Annotated in this window: 26 protein-coding genes and 1 tRNA gene; 15 read left to right on the forward strand and 12 right to left on the reverse strand. The window is 36.4% G+C overall.

Going from position 1 to position 21,090, the window contains the following annotated elements:
- From BLP81_RS11585 to BLP81_RS11610, 6 genes are all read left to right on the forward strand, one after another.
- Positions 1-323: transposase (locus tag BLP81_RS11585; protein WP_245686452.1), on the forward strand; the 323-nt coding region annotated here is incomplete at its 5' end.
- Positions 320-832 carry an AAA family ATPase gene (locus BLP81_RS11590; protein WP_262501434.1) on the forward strand — a complete coding sequence of 171 codons (513 nt, stop codon included), beginning with the start codon at positions 320-322 and terminating at the stop codon, positions 830-832. The genes BLP81_RS11585 and BLP81_RS11590, both read left to right, overlap by 4 nt.
- The gene (locus tag BLP81_RS11595) at positions 829-2,745 is read left to right on the forward strand and encodes a RecQ family ATP-dependent DNA helicase (RefSeq protein ID WP_093369025.1); all 1,917 of its coding nucleotides are present in this window, start codon (positions 829-831) and stop codon (positions 2,743-2,745) included. Before BLP81_RS11590 ends, BLP81_RS11595 begins: the two co-directional genes overlap by 4 nt.
- On the forward strand, positions 2,742-3,695 hold the full coding sequence (gene fmt, locus BLP81_RS11600) for a methionyl-tRNA formyltransferase (RefSeq protein ID WP_245686465.1): 954 nt from the start codon (positions 2,742-2,744) through the stop codon (positions 3,693-3,695). Before BLP81_RS11595 ends, fmt begins: the two co-directional genes overlap by 4 nt.
- Positions 3,696-3,860: 165 nt before the next feature.
- Positions 3,861-4,133, forward strand: a complete 273-nt coding sequence (locus tag BLP81_RS11605) for an HU family DNA-binding protein (protein ID WP_003438613.1) — start codon at positions 3,861-3,863, stop codon at positions 4,131-4,133.
- Between the two features lie 102 nt (positions 4,134-4,235).
- Positions 4,236-4,799 (forward strand): YqgE/AlgH family protein, encoded by a 564-nt coding sequence (locus BLP81_RS11610; protein WP_093369029.1) that lies wholly within the window; start codon positions 4,236-4,238, stop codon positions 4,797-4,799.
- Here the strand turns inward: BLP81_RS11610 and BLP81_RS11615 are convergent.
- Together BLP81_RS11615 and BLP81_RS11620 are read right to left on the reverse strand one after the other, a co-directional pair.
- Complete coding sequence (locus tag BLP81_RS11615; RefSeq protein ID WP_093369034.1) at positions 4,796-5,650, reverse strand: aminotransferase class IV; 855 nt, start codon at positions 5,648-5,650, stop codon at positions 4,796-4,798. The two genes, BLP81_RS11610 and BLP81_RS11615, sit on opposite strands and share 4 nt — an antisense overlap.
- Before the next feature lie 9 nt (positions 5,651-5,659).
- Positions 5,660-6,052 (reverse strand): START-like domain-containing protein, encoded by a 393-nt coding sequence (locus BLP81_RS11620; RefSeq protein ID WP_093369038.1) that lies wholly within the window; start codon positions 6,050-6,052, stop codon positions 5,660-5,662.
- Positions 6,053-6,181: 129 nt separating this feature from the next.
- On the opposite strand from BLP81_RS11620, the gene BLP81_RS11625 reads away from it, so the two are divergent.
- Positions 6,182-6,255, forward strand: a tRNA-Met gene (locus tag BLP81_RS11625).
- A 92-nt stretch (positions 6,256-6,347) separates the two neighbouring features.
- On the opposite strand, the gene BLP81_RS11630 is transcribed toward BLP81_RS11625, so the two are convergent.
- The 8 genes from BLP81_RS11630 to rpsF form a co-directional block, all read right to left on the reverse strand.
- Positions 6,348-6,554: a hypothetical protein gene (locus BLP81_RS11630; protein WP_093369042.1), complete on the reverse strand. Its 207-nt coding sequence runs from the start codon at positions 6,552-6,554 to the stop codon at positions 6,348-6,350.
- 163 nt (positions 6,555-6,717) lie between these two features.
- Positions 6,718-7,329 carry a WG repeat-containing protein gene (locus BLP81_RS11635; RefSeq protein WP_093369047.1) on the reverse strand — a complete coding sequence of 204 codons (612 nt, stop codon included), beginning with the start codon at positions 7,327-7,329 and terminating at the stop codon, positions 6,718-6,720.
- Between the two features lie 150 nt (positions 7,330-7,479).
- The gene (hisS, locus tag BLP81_RS11640; protein WP_093369051.1) at positions 7,480-8,853 is read right to left on the reverse strand and encodes a histidine--tRNA ligase; all 1,374 of its coding nucleotides are present in this window, start codon (positions 8,851-8,853) and stop codon (positions 7,480-7,482) included.
- 36 nt (positions 8,854-8,889) lie between these two features.
- The gene (locus tag BLP81_RS11645) at positions 8,890-9,363 is read right to left on the reverse strand and encodes a DUF6495 family protein (protein ID WP_093369056.1); all 474 of its coding nucleotides are present in this window, start codon (positions 9,361-9,363) and stop codon (positions 8,890-8,892) included.
- Positions 9,364-9,429: 66 nt separating this feature from the next.
- Entirely contained in the window at positions 9,430-12,594 is a 3,165-nt protein-coding gene (locus BLP81_RS11650) for a TonB-dependent receptor (RefSeq protein WP_093369061.1), read from the reverse strand.
- A gap of 85 nt (positions 12,595-12,679) precedes the next feature.
- The gene (gene rplI / locus BLP81_RS11655) at positions 12,680-13,129 is read right to left on the reverse strand and encodes a 50S ribosomal protein L9 (RefSeq protein ID WP_093369065.1); all 450 of its coding nucleotides are present in this window, start codon (positions 13,127-13,129) and stop codon (positions 12,680-12,682) included.
- A 12-nt stretch (positions 13,130-13,141) separates the two neighbouring features.
- Entirely contained in the window at positions 13,142-13,438 is a 297-nt protein-coding gene (gene rpsR / locus BLP81_RS11660) for a 30S ribosomal protein S18 (protein ID WP_003438584.1), read from the reverse strand.
- A gap of 2 nt (positions 13,439-13,440) precedes the next feature.
- Positions 13,441-13,779, reverse strand: a complete 339-nt coding sequence (gene rpsF / locus BLP81_RS11665) for a 30S ribosomal protein S6 (RefSeq protein WP_093369070.1) — start codon at positions 13,777-13,779, stop codon at positions 13,441-13,443.
- Positions 13,780-13,919: 140 nt separating this feature from the next.
- On the opposite strand from rpsF, the gene deoC reads away from it, so the two are divergent.
- Genes deoC through BLP81_RS11680 form a run of 3 tightly spaced genes read left to right on the forward strand, consistent with a single transcriptional unit; the run spans position 13,920 to position 16,124 of the window.
- Positions 13,920-14,576: a deoxyribose-phosphate aldolase gene (gene deoC, locus BLP81_RS11670; protein ID WP_093369074.1), complete on the forward strand. Its 657-nt coding sequence runs from the start codon at positions 13,920-13,922 to the stop codon at positions 14,574-14,576.
- Positions 14,577-14,587: 11 nt separating this feature from the next.
- Positions 14,588-15,289, forward strand: coding sequence for a purine-nucleoside phosphorylase (gene deoD / locus BLP81_RS11675; protein WP_093369078.1), 702 nt, complete (start codon positions 14,588-14,590; stop codon positions 15,287-15,289).
- Positions 15,279-16,124: a DUF1853 family protein gene (locus tag BLP81_RS11680; protein ID WP_093369082.1), complete on the forward strand. Its 846-nt coding sequence runs from the start codon at positions 15,279-15,281 to the stop codon at positions 16,122-16,124. Before deoD ends, BLP81_RS11680 begins: the two co-directional genes overlap by 11 nt.
- A gap of 3 nt (positions 16,125-16,127) precedes the next feature.
- On the opposite strand, the gene BLP81_RS11685 is transcribed toward BLP81_RS11680, so the two are convergent.
- Entirely contained in the window at positions 16,128-16,688 is a 561-nt protein-coding gene (locus tag BLP81_RS11685; RefSeq protein ID WP_093369087.1) for a pseudouridine synthase, read from the reverse strand.
- A gap of 48 nt (positions 16,689-16,736) precedes the next feature.
- Between BLP81_RS11685 and BLP81_RS11690 the strand changes: the two genes are divergently transcribed.
- From BLP81_RS11690 to BLP81_RS11710, 5 genes are all read left to right on the forward strand, one after another.
- A complete protein-coding gene (locus BLP81_RS11690) occupies positions 16,737-17,372 on the forward strand; it encodes a Crp/Fnr family transcriptional regulator (protein WP_093369091.1) in 636 nt (211 codons plus the stop codon).
- Positions 17,373-17,501: 129 nt separating this feature from the next.
- On the forward strand, positions 17,502-17,771 hold the full coding sequence (locus BLP81_RS11695) for a heavy-metal-associated domain-containing protein (protein WP_093369094.1): 270 nt from the start codon (positions 17,502-17,504) through the stop codon (positions 17,769-17,771).
- Between the two features lie 18 nt (positions 17,772-17,789).
- The gene (locus BLP81_RS11700) at positions 17,790-19,136 is read left to right on the forward strand and encodes an MBL fold metallo-hydrolase (RefSeq protein WP_093369097.1); all 1,347 of its coding nucleotides are present in this window, start codon (positions 17,790-17,792) and stop codon (positions 19,134-19,136) included.
- Between the two features lie 72 nt (positions 19,137-19,208).
- The gene (locus tag BLP81_RS11705) at positions 19,209-20,258 is read left to right on the forward strand and encodes a TlpA disulfide reductase family protein (protein WP_245686466.1); all 1,050 of its coding nucleotides are present in this window, start codon (positions 19,209-19,211) and stop codon (positions 20,256-20,258) included.
- A gap of 29 nt (positions 20,259-20,287) precedes the next feature.
- Positions 20,288-20,809, forward strand: coding sequence for a porin family protein (locus BLP81_RS11710; RefSeq protein WP_093369102.1), 522 nt, complete (start codon positions 20,288-20,290; stop codon positions 20,807-20,809).
- Here the strand turns inward: BLP81_RS11710 and BLP81_RS11715 are convergent.
- The gene (locus BLP81_RS11715; protein WP_093369105.1) at positions 20,775-21,083 is read right to left on the reverse strand and encodes a carboxypeptidase-like regulatory domain-containing protein; all 309 of its coding nucleotides are present in this window, start codon (positions 21,081-21,083) and stop codon (positions 20,775-20,777) included. The genes BLP81_RS11710 and BLP81_RS11715 overlap by 35 nt on opposite strands.
- Positions 21,084-21,090 lie beyond the last annotated feature (7 nt).

Genomic DNA, 21,090 nt, shown 5'->3' on the forward strand with positions numbered 1-21,090 from the left:
ATCAATATCCTGATATAAAGACAGCCTACGATCTGGTTCAAGGACTCAGAAACATATTCAATACCGCAACATCTATTGAAATAGCCTATACAAAATTAGCACATTGGTATAAAGATGTAGAAAATACTGGCTTGAGAGCTTTCAATACAATAGCAAACACAATAACGCTCAATTATAGATCCATCCTGAACTACTTTATAAACAGAAGCACGAATGCATCAGCAGAATCCTTTAATGCCAAAATAAAAGCTTTTAGAGCACAGTTCAGAGGTGTTAAAAATGTAGAATTTTTCCTTTATAGACTCACTACGATATTTGCATAAACACAACTTTTAGTCTTGATCCTTTAAAAGCTTTATCTGACAGAGGATACTGGTGTTTTCCTGAAATTTCTCGTGAAGTCACCCTGGAAGCTAGACAACTTGGGATAGAACATCTATTTTTGGATGAGCCGCTGAAGTTTAGCGAGATGCTTTTAAAAGGTAGAATAAAACAATTTGAGGAAGCCGAAACCTTAGAGACACGACAGGTCTTTATAGACAGGGGTATTCCAGATGTTACCGCATATATGAATCATTTTAAGCAAGAGTACCCTCAAGAATTTAACGAAGCCAACGACAATTATAGATACGATCATGTATTTCTCTTTCCCATTTGGAACGACATTTATACACAAGACAATGAACGCTTCGAAGACTTGGAACTTGCAAAAAACCTTCAAGATGCTCTCATAAAAACTTATCGCGATCTTGATTATGAACTCATAGAAGTTCCAAAATCAAGAATTCAAGAGCGAATAGAATTCATTTTGAAAAGCATTCAAGAAAAATGACACCCACTCCCCTAGACATACTCAAAACCCATTGGGGATATGAAAGTTTTAAGCCTTCACAGAAACTTGCTGTCACATCTGTTTTGTCGGGGAAAGATACCTGTGTGTTCCTCCCTACTGGTGGTGGAAAATCGCTTTGTTTCCAGATTCCTGCCCTTGTGGAACCTGGAATTTGCATTGTGATTTCACCTCTCGTTGCCCTGATGCAGGACCAAGTTGAAAACCTGAAGTCTAGAGGGATAAAAGCTCAACTGCTTAGAAGCGGGATGTCCTACAAAGAAATTGATCAGAAACTGGATAACTGCGTGTATGGTAATTACAAGTTTCTGTATCTATCCCCTGAGCGCCTTCAGCAGGATCTGGTCCAGCAGCGTTTAACCAAAATGAATGTCAACTTTATTGCTATAGACGAAGCTCACTGTATTTCTCAGTGGGGACACGATTTTCGTCCAGCCTATTTAGAAATTTCAATTCTTAAAGAATTACATCCTAAAGTTCCTATTATAGCTTTAACTGCCACTGCTACAAGTCAAGTCAAAGAAGATATTGTTGAAGAACTTAAACTTAATGATCCCATCGTGGTTGAAGAGAGTTTTGAACGATCAAACATTTCGTTTCTGAATTTGTTTTCAAATGATAAAATGAATGATTTGTTCATATTATTGAGTCAAACAGGACCAAGTAGTATCGTTTACGTGCGTAATCGCTCAGCCTGTATGGAGCTATCTGTTTTTCTCAATAAAAAAGGACTGAGATCCACTTTTTTTCACGGAGGAATCACTCAAACTGAAAAACAAAATCGGCTGACTTCCTGGTTAGCTGAAGAACATCACGTTATGATTGCTACCAATGCTTTTGGCATGGGAATCGACAAAGCTAATGTAAGGCTAGTCATTCATTACCATTTGCCAGAAAGCATGGAAAGCTACTATCAAGAAGCCGGAAGAGCTGGAAGAGATGGCTTATCAGCGAAAGCCATTATTCTTTATAATGAAAGTGACAAACAGCGTCTGAACAATCAGTTTGTAAAAACCATTCCCACCTTTGAGGCTGTAAAACTGGTTTATAAAGCTCTGATGAGCAAATTTAGGGTAGCTTACGGGGAAGGTGAAAACAGAACTTTTGATTTTAATTTTCATGAGTTTTGTTTACATTATAAGCTGCATACTATCCTGACATATAATACCCTGAATCTTTTAGATAGATTGAGTGTTATCAGTTTAGATAAATCCTTTCAGAAAAAAACTAAATTGAAGTTTTTGGTCTCCAGCCAACACCTTATTCGTTTTATCGATACTCACACGCAATATGCCCTGCTTGTGAGAACTCTGTTAAGAACTTACGGCGGTGTTTTTGAACAAGAGCTAAGCATCAACCCACAACTTCTTAAAAAGAAAACAGGATTTAATGATACCGAAGTTTACACACAACTCGAAGCTCTGGAAAAGCATGGATTGCTCTCGGCTGAATTTTTAAAACAAGACCTCAGTATTACCTTGATTAAACCACGTGAAGACAAATACAGCTTAAATCCACTTCGAAAACACATTTTTCAATACCAGGAAAACAAACTTCGAAAAGCTGAGACTGTTTTGAAATATATTGAAGAAAATGACTTGTGCTTACAAAATTTTATTCTTAAATATTTTGGCGAAACAGACTTCACTGCATGTAGGATATGCAGCAATTGCCTTAAGACTAAAGCGGAAGGGAAAAAAGAATCCAGTTTTGGAGATGATAATAGCATTGAATCTTTTATCTTAAAAGTTTTAGGCCAATCTGAATCCAGTTCAAAAGAAATTATCCAAAAATGCGATTTTCCTAAAGCTATGCTGCTTGAAAGCTTACAAAGCCTCCTTGAAAAAGGAAAGATTAAATTAACTTCTAAAAACACTTATAGAAAAAACTTATGAACAAATTACGTGTACTTTTTATGGGAACCCCCGAATTTGCTGTTGGGATCTTAGACCACCTGGTAAACTCTCAAGTCGATATAGTTGGCGTGGTTACAGCTCCTGATAAACCGGCTGGCCGGGGTAAACGCTTACAGGCTTCCGCTGTAAAGCAATATGCTGAAAAACAAAATATTGAGGTTTTACAGCCGACCAATCTTAAATCTGAAGAATTTCAGGAAGATTTGAAGCGTTTAAATCCGAATTTGATGGTAGTTGTGGCCTTCAGGATGTTACCTAAAAAGGTCTGGAGTTTTCCCGAATTTGGTACTTTCAATCTTCATGCCTCCCTGTTACCACAATACCGTGGGGCTGCCCCTATCAATTGGGCAATTATCAATGGTGAAAAAGAAACTGGAGTCACGACCTTCTTTATCGATGAACAAATTGATACCGGTAAAATTATTGATTTTAAAACTTTACCTATAAAACCTGAAGATGATGTAGAAAGTCTTCATGATAAATTAGTAACACTAGGAGCTGCATTGGTACTTGAAACTGTCAAGTCTATTGAAAAAGGAAAAACGGAGGCTAAATCTCAAAAACATGAGATGACTTTAAAATCTGCTCCGAAACTAACCAGAGAAAATACAAAGATCAACTGGAATCAATCAGCTCAAGAAATTATCAATTTTGTAAGAGGCTTAACTCCTTTTCCAACCGCCTGGACAGAGGTGAATATGAATGGTGAGGTTCTAAGAGTGAAAATCTATAAAGTAGACGCTAGTTTTGAAAATCATGATAAAACTGTTGGGAGTTCCTTCTATAATAAGGAAGAGAAAAATATTTGTGTCGCAGTAAATGATGGCCTTATCCAGATTAAGGAACTTCAGTTGCCTGGTAAAAAAAGATTGACATCACAGGCTTTGGTGAACGGATTGGGGTGGGATAATGACTACAGATTTATATAAAATTTAAATTTAGATATCAGATATTTAAAAATAATAGCTGGAAAAGCTGTTTTTTCGCCCATTCTACAAGGATTTTATGCGTATTTTCTTGCACAGTAATATTTTCCATATAAATTTGTAATGTGTTAATAAAATGTTTAATCAATAAAATCTAAATTTTACATTATGAACAAAACGAATTTAATCGATGCCATGGCAGAAGATGCTGGCGTTACTAAAGCTGAAGCTAAAAAAGCATTAGAGTCTTTTCTGGAAAACGTAGAAGGCGCTCTTAAAAAAGGAGATCGCGTTTCTTTAGTTGGATTTGGATCTTGGTCTGTATCTAAAAGAGCTGCACGTGAAGGTAGAAACCCACAAACCGGTAAAACTATCAAAATCGCTGCTAAAAATGTAGTAAAATTCAAAGCTGGATCTGACTTGCAAAAAGCGGTCAATTAAGCTAGGAATTTTTACATTTCATTAAAAAATTAAAGACCTTTTGTAAAAAGGTCTTTTTTTTATTATAATTTTAATTAAATTGTTAAATCTAAAACCCTGACTATGGAAAGACTGCAACCTAACCGAGGGGATGTATTAGTATCTGAACCTTCTACGATTGGTGATTTAACGTTTAATCGATCGGTTATACTCCTAGCACATCTGGATACAGAAGGAGCTGTCGGTTTTATCATCAATAAGCCATTGGATTTTAATCTTGAAGAATTAATTCCGGAGATAGATGAAACTTTTAAAATTTTTAATGGGGGTCCAGTCGAGCAAGAAAACCTTTATTTTATCCATGACGTTCCCCATCTGATTTCAAATAGTGTTGAAATAAAAGATGGTATTTACTGGGGAGGTTCCTTTGAAACCATTGTGAATTTGATTAATACCAGGAAAATAACTTCAGAAAACATCAAATTTTTTCTAGGCTATTCGGGCTGGGATGCTTCTCAACTTGAATCTGAAATCGATTTGAATACTTGGATTATAGATTCAGATACCAAGGCCAATGATATTCTTAATTCTCTTAAAGATGGCCGATACTGGCAGGAAAAGATGAAAAACCTTGGAGGCCAATACCTATTATGGTCTAATGCACCGGATAATCCAAACTATAACTAAACTTCCACTAGCCTAGCTTTCGCATTAAGCTTTCCTATTAAATTTTTAGCTAAAGTGTTAGTGTAGGTCTTCTTTCTATATTTAGTGATGGATTGTATACCTTGTATCGCGTTTGTATAAAAGATTTCATCTGCTTTTTGCAGTTCAAATGGCGAAATCGACTCTTCGGTTATGGTATAATCTTCCGTCTTCTTTAAAATTTCTATAAGTTGCTTCCGAATAATACCATTAAGGCAGCCATCCGATAAAGGCGGCGTTTTAATTGCAGAGCCTTTTATAACGAAAATATTACCATTGGTGACTTCAAGAACAGATTTTTTCTCGTTGATAAGAAAACAATTATCAAAGTCATTTTCTTTGGCGTAAACACCCGCCAGAATATTGACTAGTTTATTATTAGACTTGATTGTGGAAAGCATTCCTGACTGAATGTAGTGGTCTTTAAATAATTCAACTTCACAAGGCTTATCATTTAAAGTGAAAAAAGCGTTATCTAATGGCCTTGTTGAAATAATGTATCCAATCGTATTATCTTCTGGGATGTAATACCCCCCTTCAGATCTGTGGATGTTTATCCTTACTCTCACTGGTGCTTTTTCTAAATCATTGGCTTTGATTAATTCAATAATTTTTTCTTCCAAAAATTCGGGTGAAAATTCCATAGGAATATGCATTCTCAAAATACGCATGGAAGACATTAACCTAAAATAATGAGACTCCCAAAACATGATTTTGGAATTGATAACTCTCAGGGTTTCAAAAAGTCCGTCACCATAAGTATAGCCTCTATTATTGAGATTTAAAGATGAATTTTCAATAGATTGTATTTCTCCGTTTATAAAAACGTTCATAGTAATTTATTATGATGATCCTAAAATTTGCTTCAAGTCTGACACTGTATTTTCCCACAACATCTTGCCTTCATCCACTTCATCCTCCTCGGCAAAATCGGTAATCATGAGCGATACATCTTTGGTAATTTCATCGACTTGAATCTTCATCTCAAAATAATAATTTAAACCTTCTTCCTCATCTGCAGTCCACCTCAATTTCATGCGATCGTCTGTTTTTTTGGAAAGTAACTTAGCCTGTTCTTCACTTCCTTCCCAAATAAAGGTGAAAAGTTCGCCCCTGGAGTTCACATTATCAGCAAACCACTCGCTTAAACCAGATGGAGTTGATATGTATTGATACAATAAGGATGGAGAGGCTTGTATTGGAAATTCTAATTCATATTTGACTTTATCACTCATCTTAATCAATTTTAGATTGAAAAGCAATATATGGATAATTGGGTGAAGAATAAAAATTTTAATTGAAATTATTCCATAAACAAATTTGCGAAAGCAAAAGATAATATTATCTTTGCAATCCTTTAAAAAGGCGTGGTAGCTCAGTTGGTTAGAGCGTCGGATTCATAACCCGGAGGTCACGAGTTCAACTCTCGTCCACGCTACAAAAAAACCCTGCATTTTGCAGGGTTTTTTAATTTAAGAGGGTTCTCACTCAATTAAGCATTATTTTCAGGGCTTAAGTAAATTGTTCAAATTACTTACTAGATTTTTTCTTATTATCTTTCTTTTTTTTGCCTTTTTCAGCTTTCTCTTTAGCCAATTGTTTATCACGCTTAGCTTTGGCTTTAATTTCTCTGTTGAAGTGAACTCCATCACCATGCATATCGGCTAGATGCACCTGCTCTTCACTTTTACTCGCATCCTCCCAGGGCTTGATGTGTGTTTTATCTTTTAAACTCATATTTTTTTTTGTTTAAATATAAAGTTAATCTTACTTTACACAACATAATAAAGAGTTAAAAGGGTTAAAAACTGAGAATTCGATAGCTTTTTGACCAAATTTTCTAAGACTATAGTTAAAACAGATTAAATATCAAACCCAGCAGTGGGTATTCAAATTGGTATTACTCAATTTTAACTAATGTTGATTTACCAGACTTATTCTTTTTAATAAATAAGGATTCAGAAACTTGTTTGTAGGATATTTTAGGTGGATTTTTTATATAGGATTCATCAAGGATTATATTTTGAGGTTCTTTGGATAAGTAGGCTTCCAAATCGCCTTGTTTATTGATCAAAACTTCAAAATAGTTGTAATACACCACTTTCTTACCCAAAGCTTTATTTTCACCCGCTACTTCTTTAATCAGTTGCAAAACAATGGCTTTGCCCTTCTTGAAATTTTTTGCATTTAAAAACTGGGGTACTATAACTTCGTTTCCTGAGGTATCGATATAACCAAAATAGGATATCCCCTCTTTTTCCATTTCTATTAAACATCTTCCATCACTAAATAAGGGATAAAAGCCGTTATCTGTTTGGTTTTCAACAAGATCGGATCTATAATCAATAACTATAGCGCCCTCTCTGTCGATAAAAGCCCATCGATCATTTTTTTGTACAGCAGCCAAATCTTCATGAAACGGAGATACATAGTCTAAATTATCTAGGGTTTGAGATAAGCTTAAAAAAGGAAGCATTAAAATAATGCAACTTATCCATTTAAATTTTGCCATTATTTTGGTATTTTAAGATTTATATCATAAATATACGAACCTATTATGGCTTCTAAAATGATATTAATCATGGTTTAGGGTAATTATGACAAATTTAGAAGAGTCTCTGCTTTTGAAAATTTAAAAATTATGATACAAATCTAGTGGGGTTTAGCCAGAGACATGAATCATCAATTTTTCTAAATTGCAGTTGCTTTGCTCGCCAGTAGCCATATTTTTAAGATTATACACTTGATTTTGCATTTCGCGACCACCAGCTAAAACCACGTAAGGAATAGAGCGTTTATCGGCATAAGACATCTGTTTTTTCATCTTTGCAGCATCTGGATAAAGCTCTGCTGCAATATGATTTTTTCTTAATGCTTGTATTGCTTTTAAGGCATATAAAGCTTCTTCATCTCCAAAGTTGATGAATAATAATTTTGTGGTCTCTTCTACAGTTTTTGGAAATAGGTTCAATTCTTCCAAAACCAAATAAATTCGATCCAAACCAAAGGAAATACCAACGCCACTCATATTTTTTAAGCCGAAGATGCCAGTCAAGTCATCATATCTTCCACCTCCCCCGATGGAACCCATTTTTACATTGGGAGGAGCAGAAATTTCAAAAATAGCTCCTGTGTAATAATTGAGTCCGCGTGCAAGTGTGACATCCAGATCTAATTTTGCGGTTTTAAGCGGTAATTCCTGTAAGGCTTTCTGAATAAATTCAAGTTCTTCTATTCCTTTTTGACCGATTTTAGAATGGGACAATAAAGATTTTAAAAGATTGATTTTTGTTTCGAAATCATCTTTCAAATTAAAAATAGGCTTGATGTTTTCTATGGCAGATTCAGAAATACCTTTCTCCAGCATTTCTTTTTTAACTCCTTCTTCTCCAATTTTATCGAGTTTATCCAAGGCCACTGTAAAATCGATAAGTTTATCGCTTTCTCCAATCACTTCAGCGAGTCCGGAAAGAATTTTTCGATTGTTGATTTTGATGCTGACACCTTTTAGATTCAAACTGGTAAATACAGCATCATAGAGCTGGATAAACTCGACTTCCTGCCACAAACTATCGCTACCAATCACGTCGGCATCGCATTGCGTAAATTCTCTAAACCTTCCTTTCTGTGGACGATCTGCTCTAAATACATTTTGAATTTGGTAGCGCTTAAAAGGAAAATCAATATCGTTTTGATGCTGAACCACATACCTGGCAAAAGGAACCGTAAGATCGTACTTGAGGGCTTTTTCCGTAATAGAGGATGATAATCTTAAACTATCTTTCTTTTCATAAACAGCAGTATCAACTTTCTTTAAAAAATCCCCGGAATTTAAAATTTTAAAAATCAGGCGATCACCTTCATCTCCATATTTACCCATTAAGGTATCAGAGTTTTCGAAAGTAGGGGTTTCAATAGGTTGAAAACCAAAATCTTTGAAATGCTGTTGAATCGTGGAAATGATATAGTTTCGCTTGCTGACTTCTATCGGTGAAAAATCTCTGGTTCCTTTGGGTATTGACGCCTGACTTGCCATGTTGTATATTAAAATTATAAAAATGCTAAAATAAATTTACTTTTCTACCATCGCATTAAAATACTGGTAAAGTTTGCCTTTAGTGATATGAGCACCTTGCTTTATGAGAGCAAAAATATCTTTATTTCTATCTTCACTTAAAGCTTTAGTGGAAGTGTAAATTTGAATATCATCATTCAATAAGTTATCTCTAAGCCACTGAAACCCTTCTTTGGTATTGATATCCACAGCTTCATTCTCAATTTTAATCCCAATCAAATTAATGTGTTGATCTGTAAATTCAAATAAAAAGAGCTGCTGTGGAGAAAAATGTTCAAGATAATTAACTTTATTGAGGACACCTTCCCAAACTAGATCGCTAAACACGTCGAGTTCATCTTCAGCAACTTGTGGTTTATGGGTTTTAATATCCTCCCATTCCTCTTTAGTTATAGATTGGCTTGCCAAAAAATTGATGAATTCTTTGTGCATCTCTTTGAATTGTTCCTGTGTAAGTCTTTCGTATTTCATAAATGCAAAAATAAAAAAAGATCGGCAGAAGCTCTACCGATCTTTCAAATGAAACTTAGAATATCTTTAGAAAATATATCTTAGGCCAACCTGCATTCTCCAACGAGAAATTAAACTGGTATTGACCGCAAATGAATCTACTCTATTTTCACTAAAAGTGTAGACAGGTTCATTGGTTTGTGAATCTACAGTCACACCAATTGGTTGTTGGTTAAATGGTTCCTGAACGATACCCCAATCAGAATTGATAAGGTTTCCAAAGTTCAAAATATCCAAACTCAACTGAATCGTATTGGTCTTATCGCCAGAAACTTTAAAGTTATAATCCTGTAAAACTCTTAGGTCTACAGTACTTCTCCAGGGTGCTAAAGCGCCGTATCTCTCAAAGTAACTACCTCTATTATCTCTTAAATAATCATTATTTTCAATAAAAGCATTAAAAGCATCTGCTTGTCCTGCACCTGTAAACTGCATTTGTAACAATTCCTGCTCGGTAGGAATATAAATAAGATCATTGATATTGGAGCCATCGTTATTGATGTCACCACCGTAAGTATAATTATAGCGTCCGCCTTTGGCGTATTCTATAAAACTAGAGACTGTAGTGGCCCATTGGTTTTGTGACCCATATTGCCAGTTTTTAGAGATGACAGCAATAAATCTATGAGTATCTCCATATTTTGAAAAGCCAAGAACGTCCTGGTTTGCATTTCCTACAACCGGGTTGAATGTAAATGCATCACCAGTAATTTCGGCTTCAATAGAATTCACATCTTTAGCATTTAAATAACTGTAGGAAGTGCTAATGTAAAGCCCATTATCAAAGTTCTTTTTAAGGGTTCCAACAAGATTATAAATTCTTCCTTTGTCAGAATTTGTAAAAACGAAAGCACTGTTTTCACCTTTATCAGAAGCAGCATAAACAGCTCTACCATCTGCGCCATTCAGTGTTTCTGAAGGGGGCTGTAATCCCCAATTTTGTACGTGAGCAGCATTGATGTCTTTGGTGTAAGAAAGGTCGGTAGAAGCAATGATTCCATTTTCAAATTTATAATCCAGCCCCAGGTTGGATCTCCATACCTGTGGAAATCTGAAATCTGGATCTACAATCTGAAAAAACGTCTGATCGGCACCAGTCACCTGATTCCCAATCCAAACAAAAGGTAATCGACCTGTAAACACACCTGTTCCACCTCTTACCTGCAAGGTTTTATCATCTCTGACGTCCCAGTTAAAACCAAGTCTTGGAGAAATTAAAACTTCATCCGTTGGCAACTGAGTGGAGTTAAGCCTTGTTTCTGAATTGGTTTCAGGATCAAAATAAACCGTACTAGGATCTACGGAAGCCCCGTTATCTGTTTCAATAAATTCACGGATATTTTCATCGGTATCAAAATACATCGGCTTGTCGAATCTTACGCCGTAAGTCAGTTTAAAATTATCAGTCATACTCCATTCATCCTGAGCATAAAATGACAATTGACCTACATTGGTTTCTGCAAGTCTCCATCCTCCGTCGTTTCCAACACCATTGGCGTTCCTTGATTCAAAAACGTTTTGCGCATAGGTTAAATTTCTAGCGATGGCACTCTGGTCTCCGGCATTGGCATCAGCTAGAAAGGCCTCTACAGAGGGATAAGCTCTGAAGGTTCCATAATATCCGTTGGGATTCCCAAAGTTGTCGTAAGCCGCCAAATTGAATGAATTATCAAATTCAAAGCGCTCAAAAGCTGCTCCGATGGTAATGGAATGATCTCCAACAAAAATGTTGAAGTTATTGGTGACCTGAAATACCTTTTGCTGCAGTTCATTATTGATTGAAAAAGGCTCGTGTCCTGCGATGATGTAATTAGACCCACTCCCATCCTGAATGGTAATGGGGGGAGCAGGAGAAGAAAACGGATTTCTAAAGTCGTCAAAATGGGTAAATCCCGCCTGAAACTTATTGGAGTATTTATTACCGAAACTTGAATTTAATTCAAATTGAACGGAGTTCAGGTTGTTGTTAATTTCGTATCCGGAATTTTCAAACTGAATGACTGAAGGACTTGGTCCTCTGAATCCTAACGCGGTTCTATTGGCTGGGTTATCTTTTGAGGCTCTCAAGAAGTTGTAAATAAGTGCCGCTTTATGATTTTGATCAATGTTCCAATCCAGTTTTAAAATACCTTTTGTGGATTCAGAATTATAATTGAAATTTTCAAATCTTCCAGTATCATACCCCAAATCTGAAAGGGCATTAGACACAGCAACCATGTCTGAAGCCAGGACTCTGGATTCGTTGATTGCTCCGGTTCCTCTATTGGGAGCAAAAGGCGAACCTAAATCTGTCCTATCGTCTTTTTCAAAATTGGCAAAAAAGAAGAGTTTGTTTTCAATAATTGGTCCACCCACGCTGACGCCATATTGAATTTGTTCCAAATCATTTCTTGGGACATCCTGACCTTTAATTTCACCGCCTGTCATATCTTCATTTCTAAAAAAACTGTAGGCTGTCGCTTTAAAGGTGTTATCACCACTTTTGGTAACAGCATTAACGGAAGCACCGGTAAATCCGGATAAAGTCACATCGTAAGGCGCTGTGGTTACTTTGATTTGTTCAATGGCATCCAGAGAAATGGGCTGAGCCCCGGTTTGTCCTCCGGGAGTTGGAGAGTCCAGGCCAAAAGGATTATTGAAAACGGCTCCATCCAGGCTAAAATTGTTGAATTGGTCATTTCTACCACCAAAGGAATTGCCACTAGCCGTAGGTTCCAGTCTTGTGAAATCCTGTGCAGATCTGGAAATGGTAGGAAGTCGTTTTAGGTCCTTGCTGGTGATTTGAGTAGCTGCTCCGGTTCTCTCACTGGAGAAAGTAGGATTGTCAGAAACCGTAATTAAGACTTCATCCAATGCATTGGAAGTCGTTACCAGTGTGATATCGATATTGTAAGTTTCCCCTAGGTCGAGAGTTATATTATCCAAAATTTTGGTCTCGAAGCCAACGTAACTTATGTTAACCCGGTAAGGTCCTCCAATTCTCATGTTATTCAATCGGAATCTCCCATCTATATTAGTCATAGCTCCATATACAGAACCTGTGGGCAAATGTGTAGCAACCACATTTGCTCCGGGCAAGGTGATTCCCTGATCATCCTTTACAAGGCCAGACATAGTTGCCGTAGTCACCTGAGCTGTAACAGCAGACATACTCATTAAGAACAGTAAAATTAAAACGTAATTTTTTTTCATATTAAGATTTGTTGAGTGTTATAAAAAAGAAAAAAGCTGCCCATTCAAGGACAGCTTTTAAAATAAAGTTTAGTGTTAGATGCATTTAGCTTTCTTCAACAACATCAAAAGTGAAATCTAAAATCACATCTCTGTGAAATCTCAATTTTGCTTCGTATTGACCTAAACGTTTAATGTTTCCACCTAAGATAGTAATGTACTTTTTGTCGATATCCACATCATGCTTTTTCAACTCTTCACTAAGGTCGCCAGCGGTAATACTTCCAAAAAGTTTATCACCAGCACCTGCCTTAGAAGGTATTTTTATGTCAAGCTCTTTTGCTCTCTCAGATAACGTATTAGCCTCTTCAATGACTTTCTTTTCTTTGTAAACGCGCTGCTTAAGGTTTTCTGCCAAAACTTTCTTTGCTGAAGGCGTTGCAAGTACTGCAAGACCCTGAGGGATTAAAAAGTTACGACCATATCCATTTTTAACAGATACCAAGTCATCGGCAAAACCAAGTTTTTCAACGTCTTTTTTAAGTATAATTTCCATTTTTTTGCCTTTTTATTTTAATAAATCACCTACGTATGGCATCAAAGCTAAGTGGCGTGAACGCTTGATAGCCTGAGATACTTTTCTTTGGTATTTTAAAGAGGTTCCTGTTAAACGTCTTGGTAAAATTTTACCTTGCTCGTTTACAAATTCCATCAAGAAGTCAGCATTTTTGTAATCTACATACTTAATGCCAGCTCTTTTAAAACGACAAAAGCGGGTTTTACTTTTAGTTTCAATGTCTAACGGGGTTAGGTATCTAATCTCACCGTCATTTTTTCCTTTCGATTGTTCTTCAATTGTTGCCATAATTACGCGCCAGTTTTAATTCGTTTAACTCGTTCTTTAGCCCAATCAATAGCATGTTTGTCTAATGCAACGGTCAAATAACGCATCATTCTCTCGTCTCTTCTAAACATAACTTCTAAAGGCTCGATGGTTGCTCCATCTACTGTGTACTCAAATAAGTGGTAAAATCCACTCTTCTTGTGCTGGATTGGGTAAGCCAATTTTTTTAGGCCCCAATCTTCTTTGTTTACCATCTTTGCACCTTTCGAAACCAGAAAATCTTCGTATTTCTTTACTGTTTCCTTTATCTGTTCTTCAGATAAAACGGGATTCAAGATGAAAACAGTTTCATAATGATTCATAAATATTTGTTTTAATTTAATGCCTGCAAAAGTACAACTTATTCTTAATATTGCAAACCCCTTGTCTTGATATATTTTAGCTATTATTCTTCATATCCATTTCAAACTTTTATCTTTACTCAAAAATCATTCAAACACCTATGAATACTTATATAGATCATACTTTATTAACTGCCGATACCACTTTAAAACAAATACATAACCTCTGTGAGGAAGCTATCGCCTACAAATTTGCGACTGTATGCATCAACTCCAGTTATGTTGAATCTGCCGCAGAAATTCTTAAAGACTCAGATGTTAAGGTTTGTACTGTCGTAGGTTTTCCACTAGGTGCGTCTTCAACCAAAGCTAAAGTTGAGGAAGCCCAACAAGCCATAGCTGATGGTGCTTCAGAAATAGATATGGTGATCCATCAGGGAAAACTAAAAGCTAAAGATTACGACTATATAAAAGCTGATATCTCAGCTGTCAAAAATGCTATTGGCAGTCATACCTTAAAAGTTATTCTTGAAATCTGTAATCTTAACGACGAAGAAATTGCCAAAGCCAGTAAAATTGCTGACACAGCCGGAGCTGATTTTGTTAAAACTTCAACTGGATTTGGAAGTCACGGGGCAACTTTAGAGGCTATTAGGATTATGAAAGCTAATATTTCCAACCACGTCCAAATCAAAGCTTCGGGTGGCATAAGAGATGCGAAAACTGCTCAACAATATATTGAGCTTGGGGTGACTAGAATTGGCGCTTCAGCAGGAATTGCCATTGTAGAGGGAACATCACCTGATTCAACTTATTAAATTTAACAACGATGAGTGTACATATCGACGCTAAAAAAGGCGATATCGCCGAAACTATACTTTTACCCGGAGATCCTTTGAGAGCCAAGTGGATAGCCGAAACTTTTCTTGACAATCCAACCTGCTACAATAAGGTTCGAGGCATGCTGGGTTTTACGGGTTCCTATAAAGGACAAAAAGTATCTGTGCAAGGTACCGGAATGGGAATTCCTTCCATCAGTATATATGCGCATGAATTGATTTCCGAGTTTGGCGTAAAAAATCTTATTCGGGTTGGTAGTGCTGGTGCCATCAAAAAAGAAGTTGAGATGCGTGATGTGATTATCGCTATGTCGGCATCTTCAAACTCTTCTTTGAACAGGAATAGATTCAAAGGTGGCGATTTTGCTCCTACGGCAAGTTTTAAACTCTTTGATAAAGCTGTTCAAACAGCTAGAAAGCTCGCTATCCCCTTTAAAGCAGGGAATGTGCTTTCGTCAGATCTATTTTACACCGACGACCCGAAAGATCATGAAATGTGGGCGGCTTTCAACGTGTTATGTGTAGAAATGGAAGCCGCAGGTTTATATTCCATAGCTTCCAAACATCAGGTCAGTGCTCTTGCCATTCTAACCATTTCAGATTCTTTAATTACTGGTGAAAAAACCTCTGCCGAAGAACGTGAATCTACTTTCAATCAAATGATCAAAATTGCCTTAGAACTTGGAGACTAAAGATTCAGATCTTCAAGTATTGAACCAATACCAGGGCTTCATGAATGCGAAGTTGATGATAGATCAGCTTCCGGATTCCACTATTCCTGCTTTTGAATTTGAACGCCTGGAAGACATCAGGCAAATTGATAACTTTCCCTATGATGAAGCCAGGGTGTTTAATTTTTTAGGAAAACGAGCTGAAGTTTTTTTTAGATATTACCTTAATTTATCCAATCGCTACGACGAGATTGCTTACAGCCTCCAAATTTTGAATGATAAAATAACTATTGGAGAATTTGATTTTCTCTGCCAAGATGTTGTTCAGAATGAAATTTTACATGTGGAATTAGTCAATAAAATCTACCTGTACGATGATAGTCTGCATGAAAATCCAGATTATTGCTGGATTGGTCCCAATAAGCGAGATCGGCTTATAGATAAATTGGACAAACTAAAATCTCAACAATTCCCACTGCTCTACCATCCAAAAGCGGAAAGCAGCTTACATAAATTTAACATCGATCCTTGGAAAGTCAAGCAGAGAATATGTTTTAAGTCTATTTTGTTTTTGCCTGAACATTGCAACATCAGGTTCTATGCCACCAATCTTGAAGCTGTCGCCGGCTATTTTTATACGCTTAGTCAATTTTTGAGTAAAAAATGGAAACATCAGTCCTTTTTTATTCCGAAGAAAATAAACTGGTTTACAGATGAAACCCGACATACCAACTGGTATTCCTACTCTAAAGTATTACTAAAGCTGCAAGAGTTTATGGAAAATAAACAATCGGTAATGCTCTTCAGAAGAAATAAGAAAGGCGAAACCCATAAATTTTTTGTGGTGTGGTGGTAATGCCTAAGACAGAGTTTGCACTTCTTCAGCCTTCATGTCTTCAATTGTTTCCTCTCCTATTCTGTAGCGAATTAGTCTTAAGGTTGGCAAACCCACTTTTGCTGTCATTTTACGCACTTGTCTGTATTTTCCTTCTGTAAGTGTAATGGAAAGCCATGATGTTGCACCGTGATCTTTTTCATTTCTGATATTTTTGGCACGTTTAGGCAATTCATTCGGAGGAGTGATTATACTGACTTTGCATGATTTGGTTTGATAAGGCTTACCATAAATACTGATTTCTAATCCTTCTGAAAGCTGAGCTAACTGCTTTTCTGTGGCAAGACCATCTACTTGAGCCCAGTATTCTTTTTCTATTCCTGTTGAAGTGATTTTGTGACTGAATTTACCATCAGTAGTTAGAAATAATAAACCTTCAGAATCTTGATCCAGGCGACCAACGGACATGATCCCTTCGGGAAAATCACCGAGTTCACCAAGAAGTCGTTTGTTACGCCTTCGGTTTTGATTGTTTATAAACTGACTTAACATGCCGTAAGGCTTAAAAATTTTGAAATTCGCCATCTAAACAGGACTTTGGTTTTATATTTATGCAAAAATACAATTAAGAATATGCTGGAAGAAATTAAAAAGAACTACGGTCATTTATTTGAAGAAGAACTGCTTCAAGAGATCAAAGACATAGGAGTTTTAAAAACAGTAAGTGCTGGTGATGAGTTGATAAGGACTGGTCAATATTTATCGGCTATGCCCCTGCTTATTGACGGAGTCATAAAAGTAATGCGAGAAGATGAAGATGGCTTTGAACTCATGCTTTACTTTTTAGAAAAAGGAGAGACATGCGCTATGACCTTATCGTGTTGCACAGGGTCTGCAGTCAGCGAAATACGAGCCGTGGCAGAGACAGATTCTAAATTGTTGATGATTCCTGTTGAAAAAATGGAAGAATGGCTGGGTAAATATAAATCATGGAGAAATTTTATTTTTGACAGCTATCACCAGCGCCTCATGGAAGTTCTAGCGACAATTGACAACATAGCTTTCAAAAAAATGGATGAGCGTTTACTTGAATATTTGAAAAACAAATCTAAATATTACAAGGATTCTGAAATCAAAGTTACACATCAAGATATTGCTTTCGATCTTCACACCAGTCGTGTAGTCGTTTCAAGACTTTTAAAACAGCTTGAAAAAACCAATCGCATAAAATTGAACAGGAATTCGATAAAGTTAATCGATATCGATTAATGCGTAACTTTTGTTACTGTAAGATCTGACAAAATTCTTTTATTTTGCATAAAATTTAATCCCTCAAGATTTTTACCTACTCTGTATTAAAATTCAGAAATAAAGGTTTTGAAGTTCAAATCCAATAAGATGCAAACAAAAATAACAGTACAAAATTTAAAATGTGGAGGCTGCGCCAATACCATCTACAAACATCTCAATTCTTTTGAAGATGTAAGCAACCTAGATATTGAAGCAGAGCTTTCATCGGTTTCTTTTTCTTATAAAGACGACTCAACCCTTTCAGACGTTGAAAATAAATTAAAGCAGTTAGGCTATCCGGTTGTTGGAGACGCAAACAACTATATAAATAAGGCGAAATCATTTATAAGCTGTGCAACAGGTAAAATGAACAAATAATTTTTTAAAACAAAAGCTATGACAATAAAACAATATAACGACAAACCTTTATCTCATCTCTCTTATGCCATTGTAAGTAATGGAAAAATGGCGGTTGTTGATCCTGCAAGAGATCCACAGCCCTATTATGAATTTGCTGAAGAAAACGATGCACAAATCGTTGCGGTGTTTGAAACCCACCCCCATGCCGATTTCGTAAGTAGCCATTTGCAAATCCATAAGGAAACCGGCGCTACAATTTATGTAAGCAAGCTTGTAGGTGCCGATTATCCCCACAAGGCTTTCGATGAAGGCGATGAATTCAAAATGGAAGACATCACTTTCAAATGTATTCACACCCCTGGACATTCTCCAGACGGCATAACTATTCATGCGGTAGACGATACCACGACCAAAGAGGCTATTTTTACTGGTGATACTTTGTTTATTGGAGATGTGGGAAGACCCGACTTAAGAGAAAAAGCAGGTAATATGACGGCTAAACGCAAGGAACTTGCTCAGGCGATGTACAAGACCATGACAACGAAATTCAATCATTTGTCTGACAATGTTTGGGTGTATCCTGCACACGGAGCCGGGAGTTTATGCGGCAAAAATATGAGTGATGATACAACGAGTACTCTAGGTAATGAGCGCATTGGAAACTGGGCGTTTCAGGAACAAACAGAAGAGGAGTTTGTAAAAGAAATTCTCGACGGACAACCGTTTATACCTTCTTATTTCGGACATGATGTCGACATCAATAAAACCGGAGCGGCCAATTATAAAGCTTCCGTTTCTGATATTCCTGTTCATTTGAACGTGGAGACTTTTGATGCAGATGCTCCTATTATCGATACACGACCTCAAGCGGCTTTCAAAGCCAATCACATTTCCGGCAGCATCAACATCATGGCCAGAACCGAAAATGATAAGATTGAAACCTGGATTGGTGCAATCATTAAGCCAGGTGAAGCATTTTATTTGGTGCTGGAATCTATCTCAGATTATGATGAAGTTGTCTCTAGAATAGCTAAAATAGGCTATGAATCACAAATTAAAGCGGTTTTAACCCTGGGTCAGGCTCAATTTGAATCTTCTGAGGATTTGGATTACACAGATTTTAAGCAAAACCCGGATCAGTATACCATTATAGACATCAGAAATGTGAGTGAGTTTGAAGAATCTCAAGCCTTCGATTCAGCCAAAAATCATCCTTTGAACGAATTAAGGGAAACTGCAGAAGAGATTTCAACAGACAAACCTATTGTAGTTCACTGTGCCGGCGGTTACAGAAGTGCAGCCGGAAGCAGTATTATCGAAAGAATTTTACCAAAGGCTAAGGTTTATGATTTAAGTGAACGGATAAAAGACTTTAATCAATAGTTCCAAATTATATTTTTTTTAAAGGGCGATGAATTCTCATCGCCCTTTTATTTTTGGTGTAGTTTTGTAATGATGAAAAAAATAATTTTACTTTTTATAGGATTTACTTTGTTTTCCTGTATGCAGCCTCTTGATAAGCAATCAACCAGACTGCCTTATGTTTTGAAAGGAAGCATCAATGGAGAATTTGATGATTTCATTAGGATCAGGTACGACGACCAGATCGATTCTGTAGAGGTCATTAACAATAGCTTTCAATTTGAAGGCGAGGTATCTTCACCTAAAGCTTTCCGATTTACATTTGACTCGATAACAACTTCTGATGTGTTTTATCTTGAAAATGATACCTTAGTTTTCGATATCATTGTTGATGAAGTGAAACTTGATCAGGATACATTTAAAGATTACGAAATCAGACAGTTAAGCGGAGGAAAAACGAAAGATCTAAAAGCATACATGAATACCCTTTTGAAATCAAGTTCGAAATCAAAAAAAAACAGAAGCCTCCTCGTAAAAGAAATTGATAGTTTAATTAAAATTTATCCAAATCATGATTATCTTGGAAAATTGCTTTCAGAACTGAGCATGAAACAGTATTTGTTATATACCGATATAAGAGGCTTAGTTTCTAAGATAAATATAGATGAATTAAATCCTCATGATATTGGTGTACTTGAAAAATACCAACAGAAACGAAGAAATTATCAAATAGGCAGTGAGATTCCTTCTTTTGAATTGATTTCAATTACTTCTGAAACCGTAAAACTCAGGTCTGAACTTTCTAAACTCAATCTCATTATATTTTGGGACAGCTGGTGTGAAGAATGTAAATCCAAGCAAGCCGATTTACTAGAAATCTATCGTAGTTATAAATTCGAAGGCTTTGAAGTTATTGGTGTTTCCTTAGATACCAATCAGCAGGATTGGATTACTGCTGTTTCCCAAAAATCCTTCCCTTGGAAGTCCCTTAGAGTGGAAAGCGGCTTTACAGGAAAGATGGCTTCCGAAATGGGTATCGTAGACCTTCCTCAGAATTATCTCGTGGATAAAAAAGGCAGAATTATTGAAATAAATTTAAGTCTTGATGAACTTAAAACTATATTATCTGCGTTATTAGATTAACTTATTTTAAATTAGTAAAAAAAAACATCATGAAACGTATAATCAAACTTATAGTCATTGGTTTATTTTTTTTAAGCGCGACAAATTCAAATTCTCAAAGTCTGGATCTTGGAATTAAAGGTGGAATCAATTATGCTTCCATATCAAGTATAGGTGAGGATAGTAGGCTAGGTCTAACTGGAGGCGCGTTTATCGGAGCTCGGTTTAATGCATTTGCAGTTCAGGCGGAAGTTTTATTTTCTCAACAAGGAGGTGAATTTAATCAGGAGTCCATAGAAACCGATCATGCTCTGGTTCCTATCCTTTTAAAATTTCATTTTCTGAGAATCTTCAACTTGCAGGCTGGTCCGCAATTCAATTTTCTGGTAAATGACTCCGATATCTTAGAATCTGAAAAACTCAGTGTTTCCGGTGCTGTTGGTGTGGGCTTGAGCTTAGGCTCCTCATTGAGTATTGATGCCAGGTATAATTATGGTTTTACCGATGCGTTTAAAGGAGCTGAAGGAAAACACAGGTTTATTTCTCTGGCACTTGGTTTTTCTTTTCTATAAGCTCAATTGAAAACTCAGAGTTTTCACCAATGTCAATTCTGGACATCTGATAGTCCGGATGAGTCAAAATGAGTTCATCACCTCTGTTTTTGGTGTTGATTCTGAATTCACCTTTGGCATTCGTAGTCGAATTTAAGTCGGTTCCCATCACTTGTACGAGAACATTTTCTACAGGTGCTCCACTGGCGTCAGTAACTTTCCCGTCCAGCAGATGACTATCACTTCCGCAGGAAATAAAAACCAGAGAAAGCAAGATAAAAGTAACTTTTTTCATAGTATCA

Origin of the sequence: Psychroflexus sediminis (assembly GCF_900099815.1) — a bacterium.
Classification (GTDB): Bacteria; Bacteroidota; Bacteroidia; order Flavobacteriales; family Flavobacteriaceae; genus Psychroflexus; species Psychroflexus sediminis.

Bases quoted from the DNA above. Each gene is read 5' to 3' on its own strand.
- BLP81_RS11635 (WP_093369047.1), bottom strand. From the start codon at position 7,329: ATGGCAAAATTTAAATGGATAAGTTGCATTATTTTAATGCTTCCTTTT.
- BLP81_RS11705 (WP_245686466.1), top strand. From the start codon at position 19,209: ATGAAAAAAATAATTTTACTTTTTATAGGATTTACTTTGTTTTCCTGT.
- BLP81_RS11685 (WP_093369087.1), bottom strand. From the start codon at position 16,688: ATGGCGAATTTCAAAATTTTTAAGCCTTACGGCATGTTAAGTCAGTTT.
- deoD (WP_093369078.1), top strand. From the start codon at position 14,588: ATGAGTGTACATATCGACGCTAAAAAAGGCGATATCGCCGAAACTATA.
- BLP81_RS11650 (WP_093369061.1), bottom strand. From the start codon at position 12,594: ATGAAAAAAAATTACGTTTTAATTTTACTGTTCTTAATGAGTATGTCT.
- BLP81_RS11690 (WP_093369091.1), top strand. From the start codon at position 16,737: ATGCTGGAAGAAATTAAAAAGAACTACGGTCATTTATTTGAAGAAGAA.
- fmt (WP_245686465.1), top strand. From the start codon at position 2,742: ATGAACAAATTACGTGTACTTTTTATGGGAACCCCCGAATTTGCTGTT.
- BLP81_RS11605 (WP_003438613.1), top strand. From the start codon at position 3,861: ATGAACAAAACGAATTTAATCGATGCCATGGCAGAAGATGCTGGCGTT.
- BLP81_RS11715 (WP_093369105.1), bottom strand. From the start codon at position 21,083: ATGAAAAAAGTTACTTTTATCTTGCTTTCTCTGGTTTTTATTTCCTGC.
- BLP81_RS11630 (WP_093369042.1), bottom strand. From the start codon at position 6,554: ATGAGTTTAAAAGATAAAACACACATCAAGCCCTGGGAGGATGCGAGT.
- rpsF (WP_093369070.1), bottom strand. From the start codon at position 13,779: ATGAATCATTATGAAACTGTTTTCATCTTGAATCCCGTTTTATCTGAA.
- BLP81_RS11620 (WP_093369038.1), bottom strand. From the start codon at position 6,052: ATGAGTGATAAAGTCAAATATGAATTAGAATTTCCAATACAAGCCTCT.
- BLP81_RS11700 (WP_093369097.1), top strand. From the start codon at position 17,790: ATGACAATAAAACAATATAACGACAAACCTTTATCTCATCTCTCTTAT.
- BLP81_RS11610 (WP_093369029.1), top strand. From the start codon at position 4,236: ATGGAAAGACTGCAACCTAACCGAGGGGATGTATTAGTATCTGAACCT.
- BLP81_RS11710 (WP_093369102.1), top strand. From the start codon at position 20,288: ATGAAACGTATAATCAAACTTATAGTCATTGGTTTATTTTTTTTAAGC.
- BLP81_RS11615 (WP_093369034.1), bottom strand. From the start codon at position 5,650: ATGAACGTTTTTATAAACGGAGAAATACAATCTATTGAAAATTCATCT.
- rpsR (WP_003438584.1), bottom strand. From the start codon at position 13,438: ATGGCAACAATTGAAGAACAATCGAAAGGAAAAAATGACGGTGAGATT.
- BLP81_RS11645 (WP_093369056.1), bottom strand. From the start codon at position 9,363: ATGAAATACGAAAGACTTACACAGGAACAATTCAAAGAGATGCACAAA.
- rplI (WP_093369065.1), bottom strand. From the start codon at position 13,129: ATGGAAATTATACTTAAAAAAGACGTTGAAAAACTTGGTTTTGCCGAT.
- deoC (WP_093369074.1), top strand. From the start codon at position 13,920: ATGAATACTTATATAGATCATACTTTATTAACTGCCGATACCACTTTA.
- BLP81_RS11695 (WP_093369094.1), top strand. From the start codon at position 17,502: ATGCAAACAAAAATAACAGTACAAAATTTAAAATGTGGAGGCTGCGCC.
- hisS (WP_093369051.1), bottom strand. From the start codon at position 8,853: ATGGCAAGTCAGGCGTCAATACCCAAAGGAACCAGAGATTTTTCACCG.
- BLP81_RS11595 (WP_093369025.1), top strand. From the start codon at position 829: ATGACACCCACTCCCCTAGACATACTCAAAACCCATTGGGGATATGAA.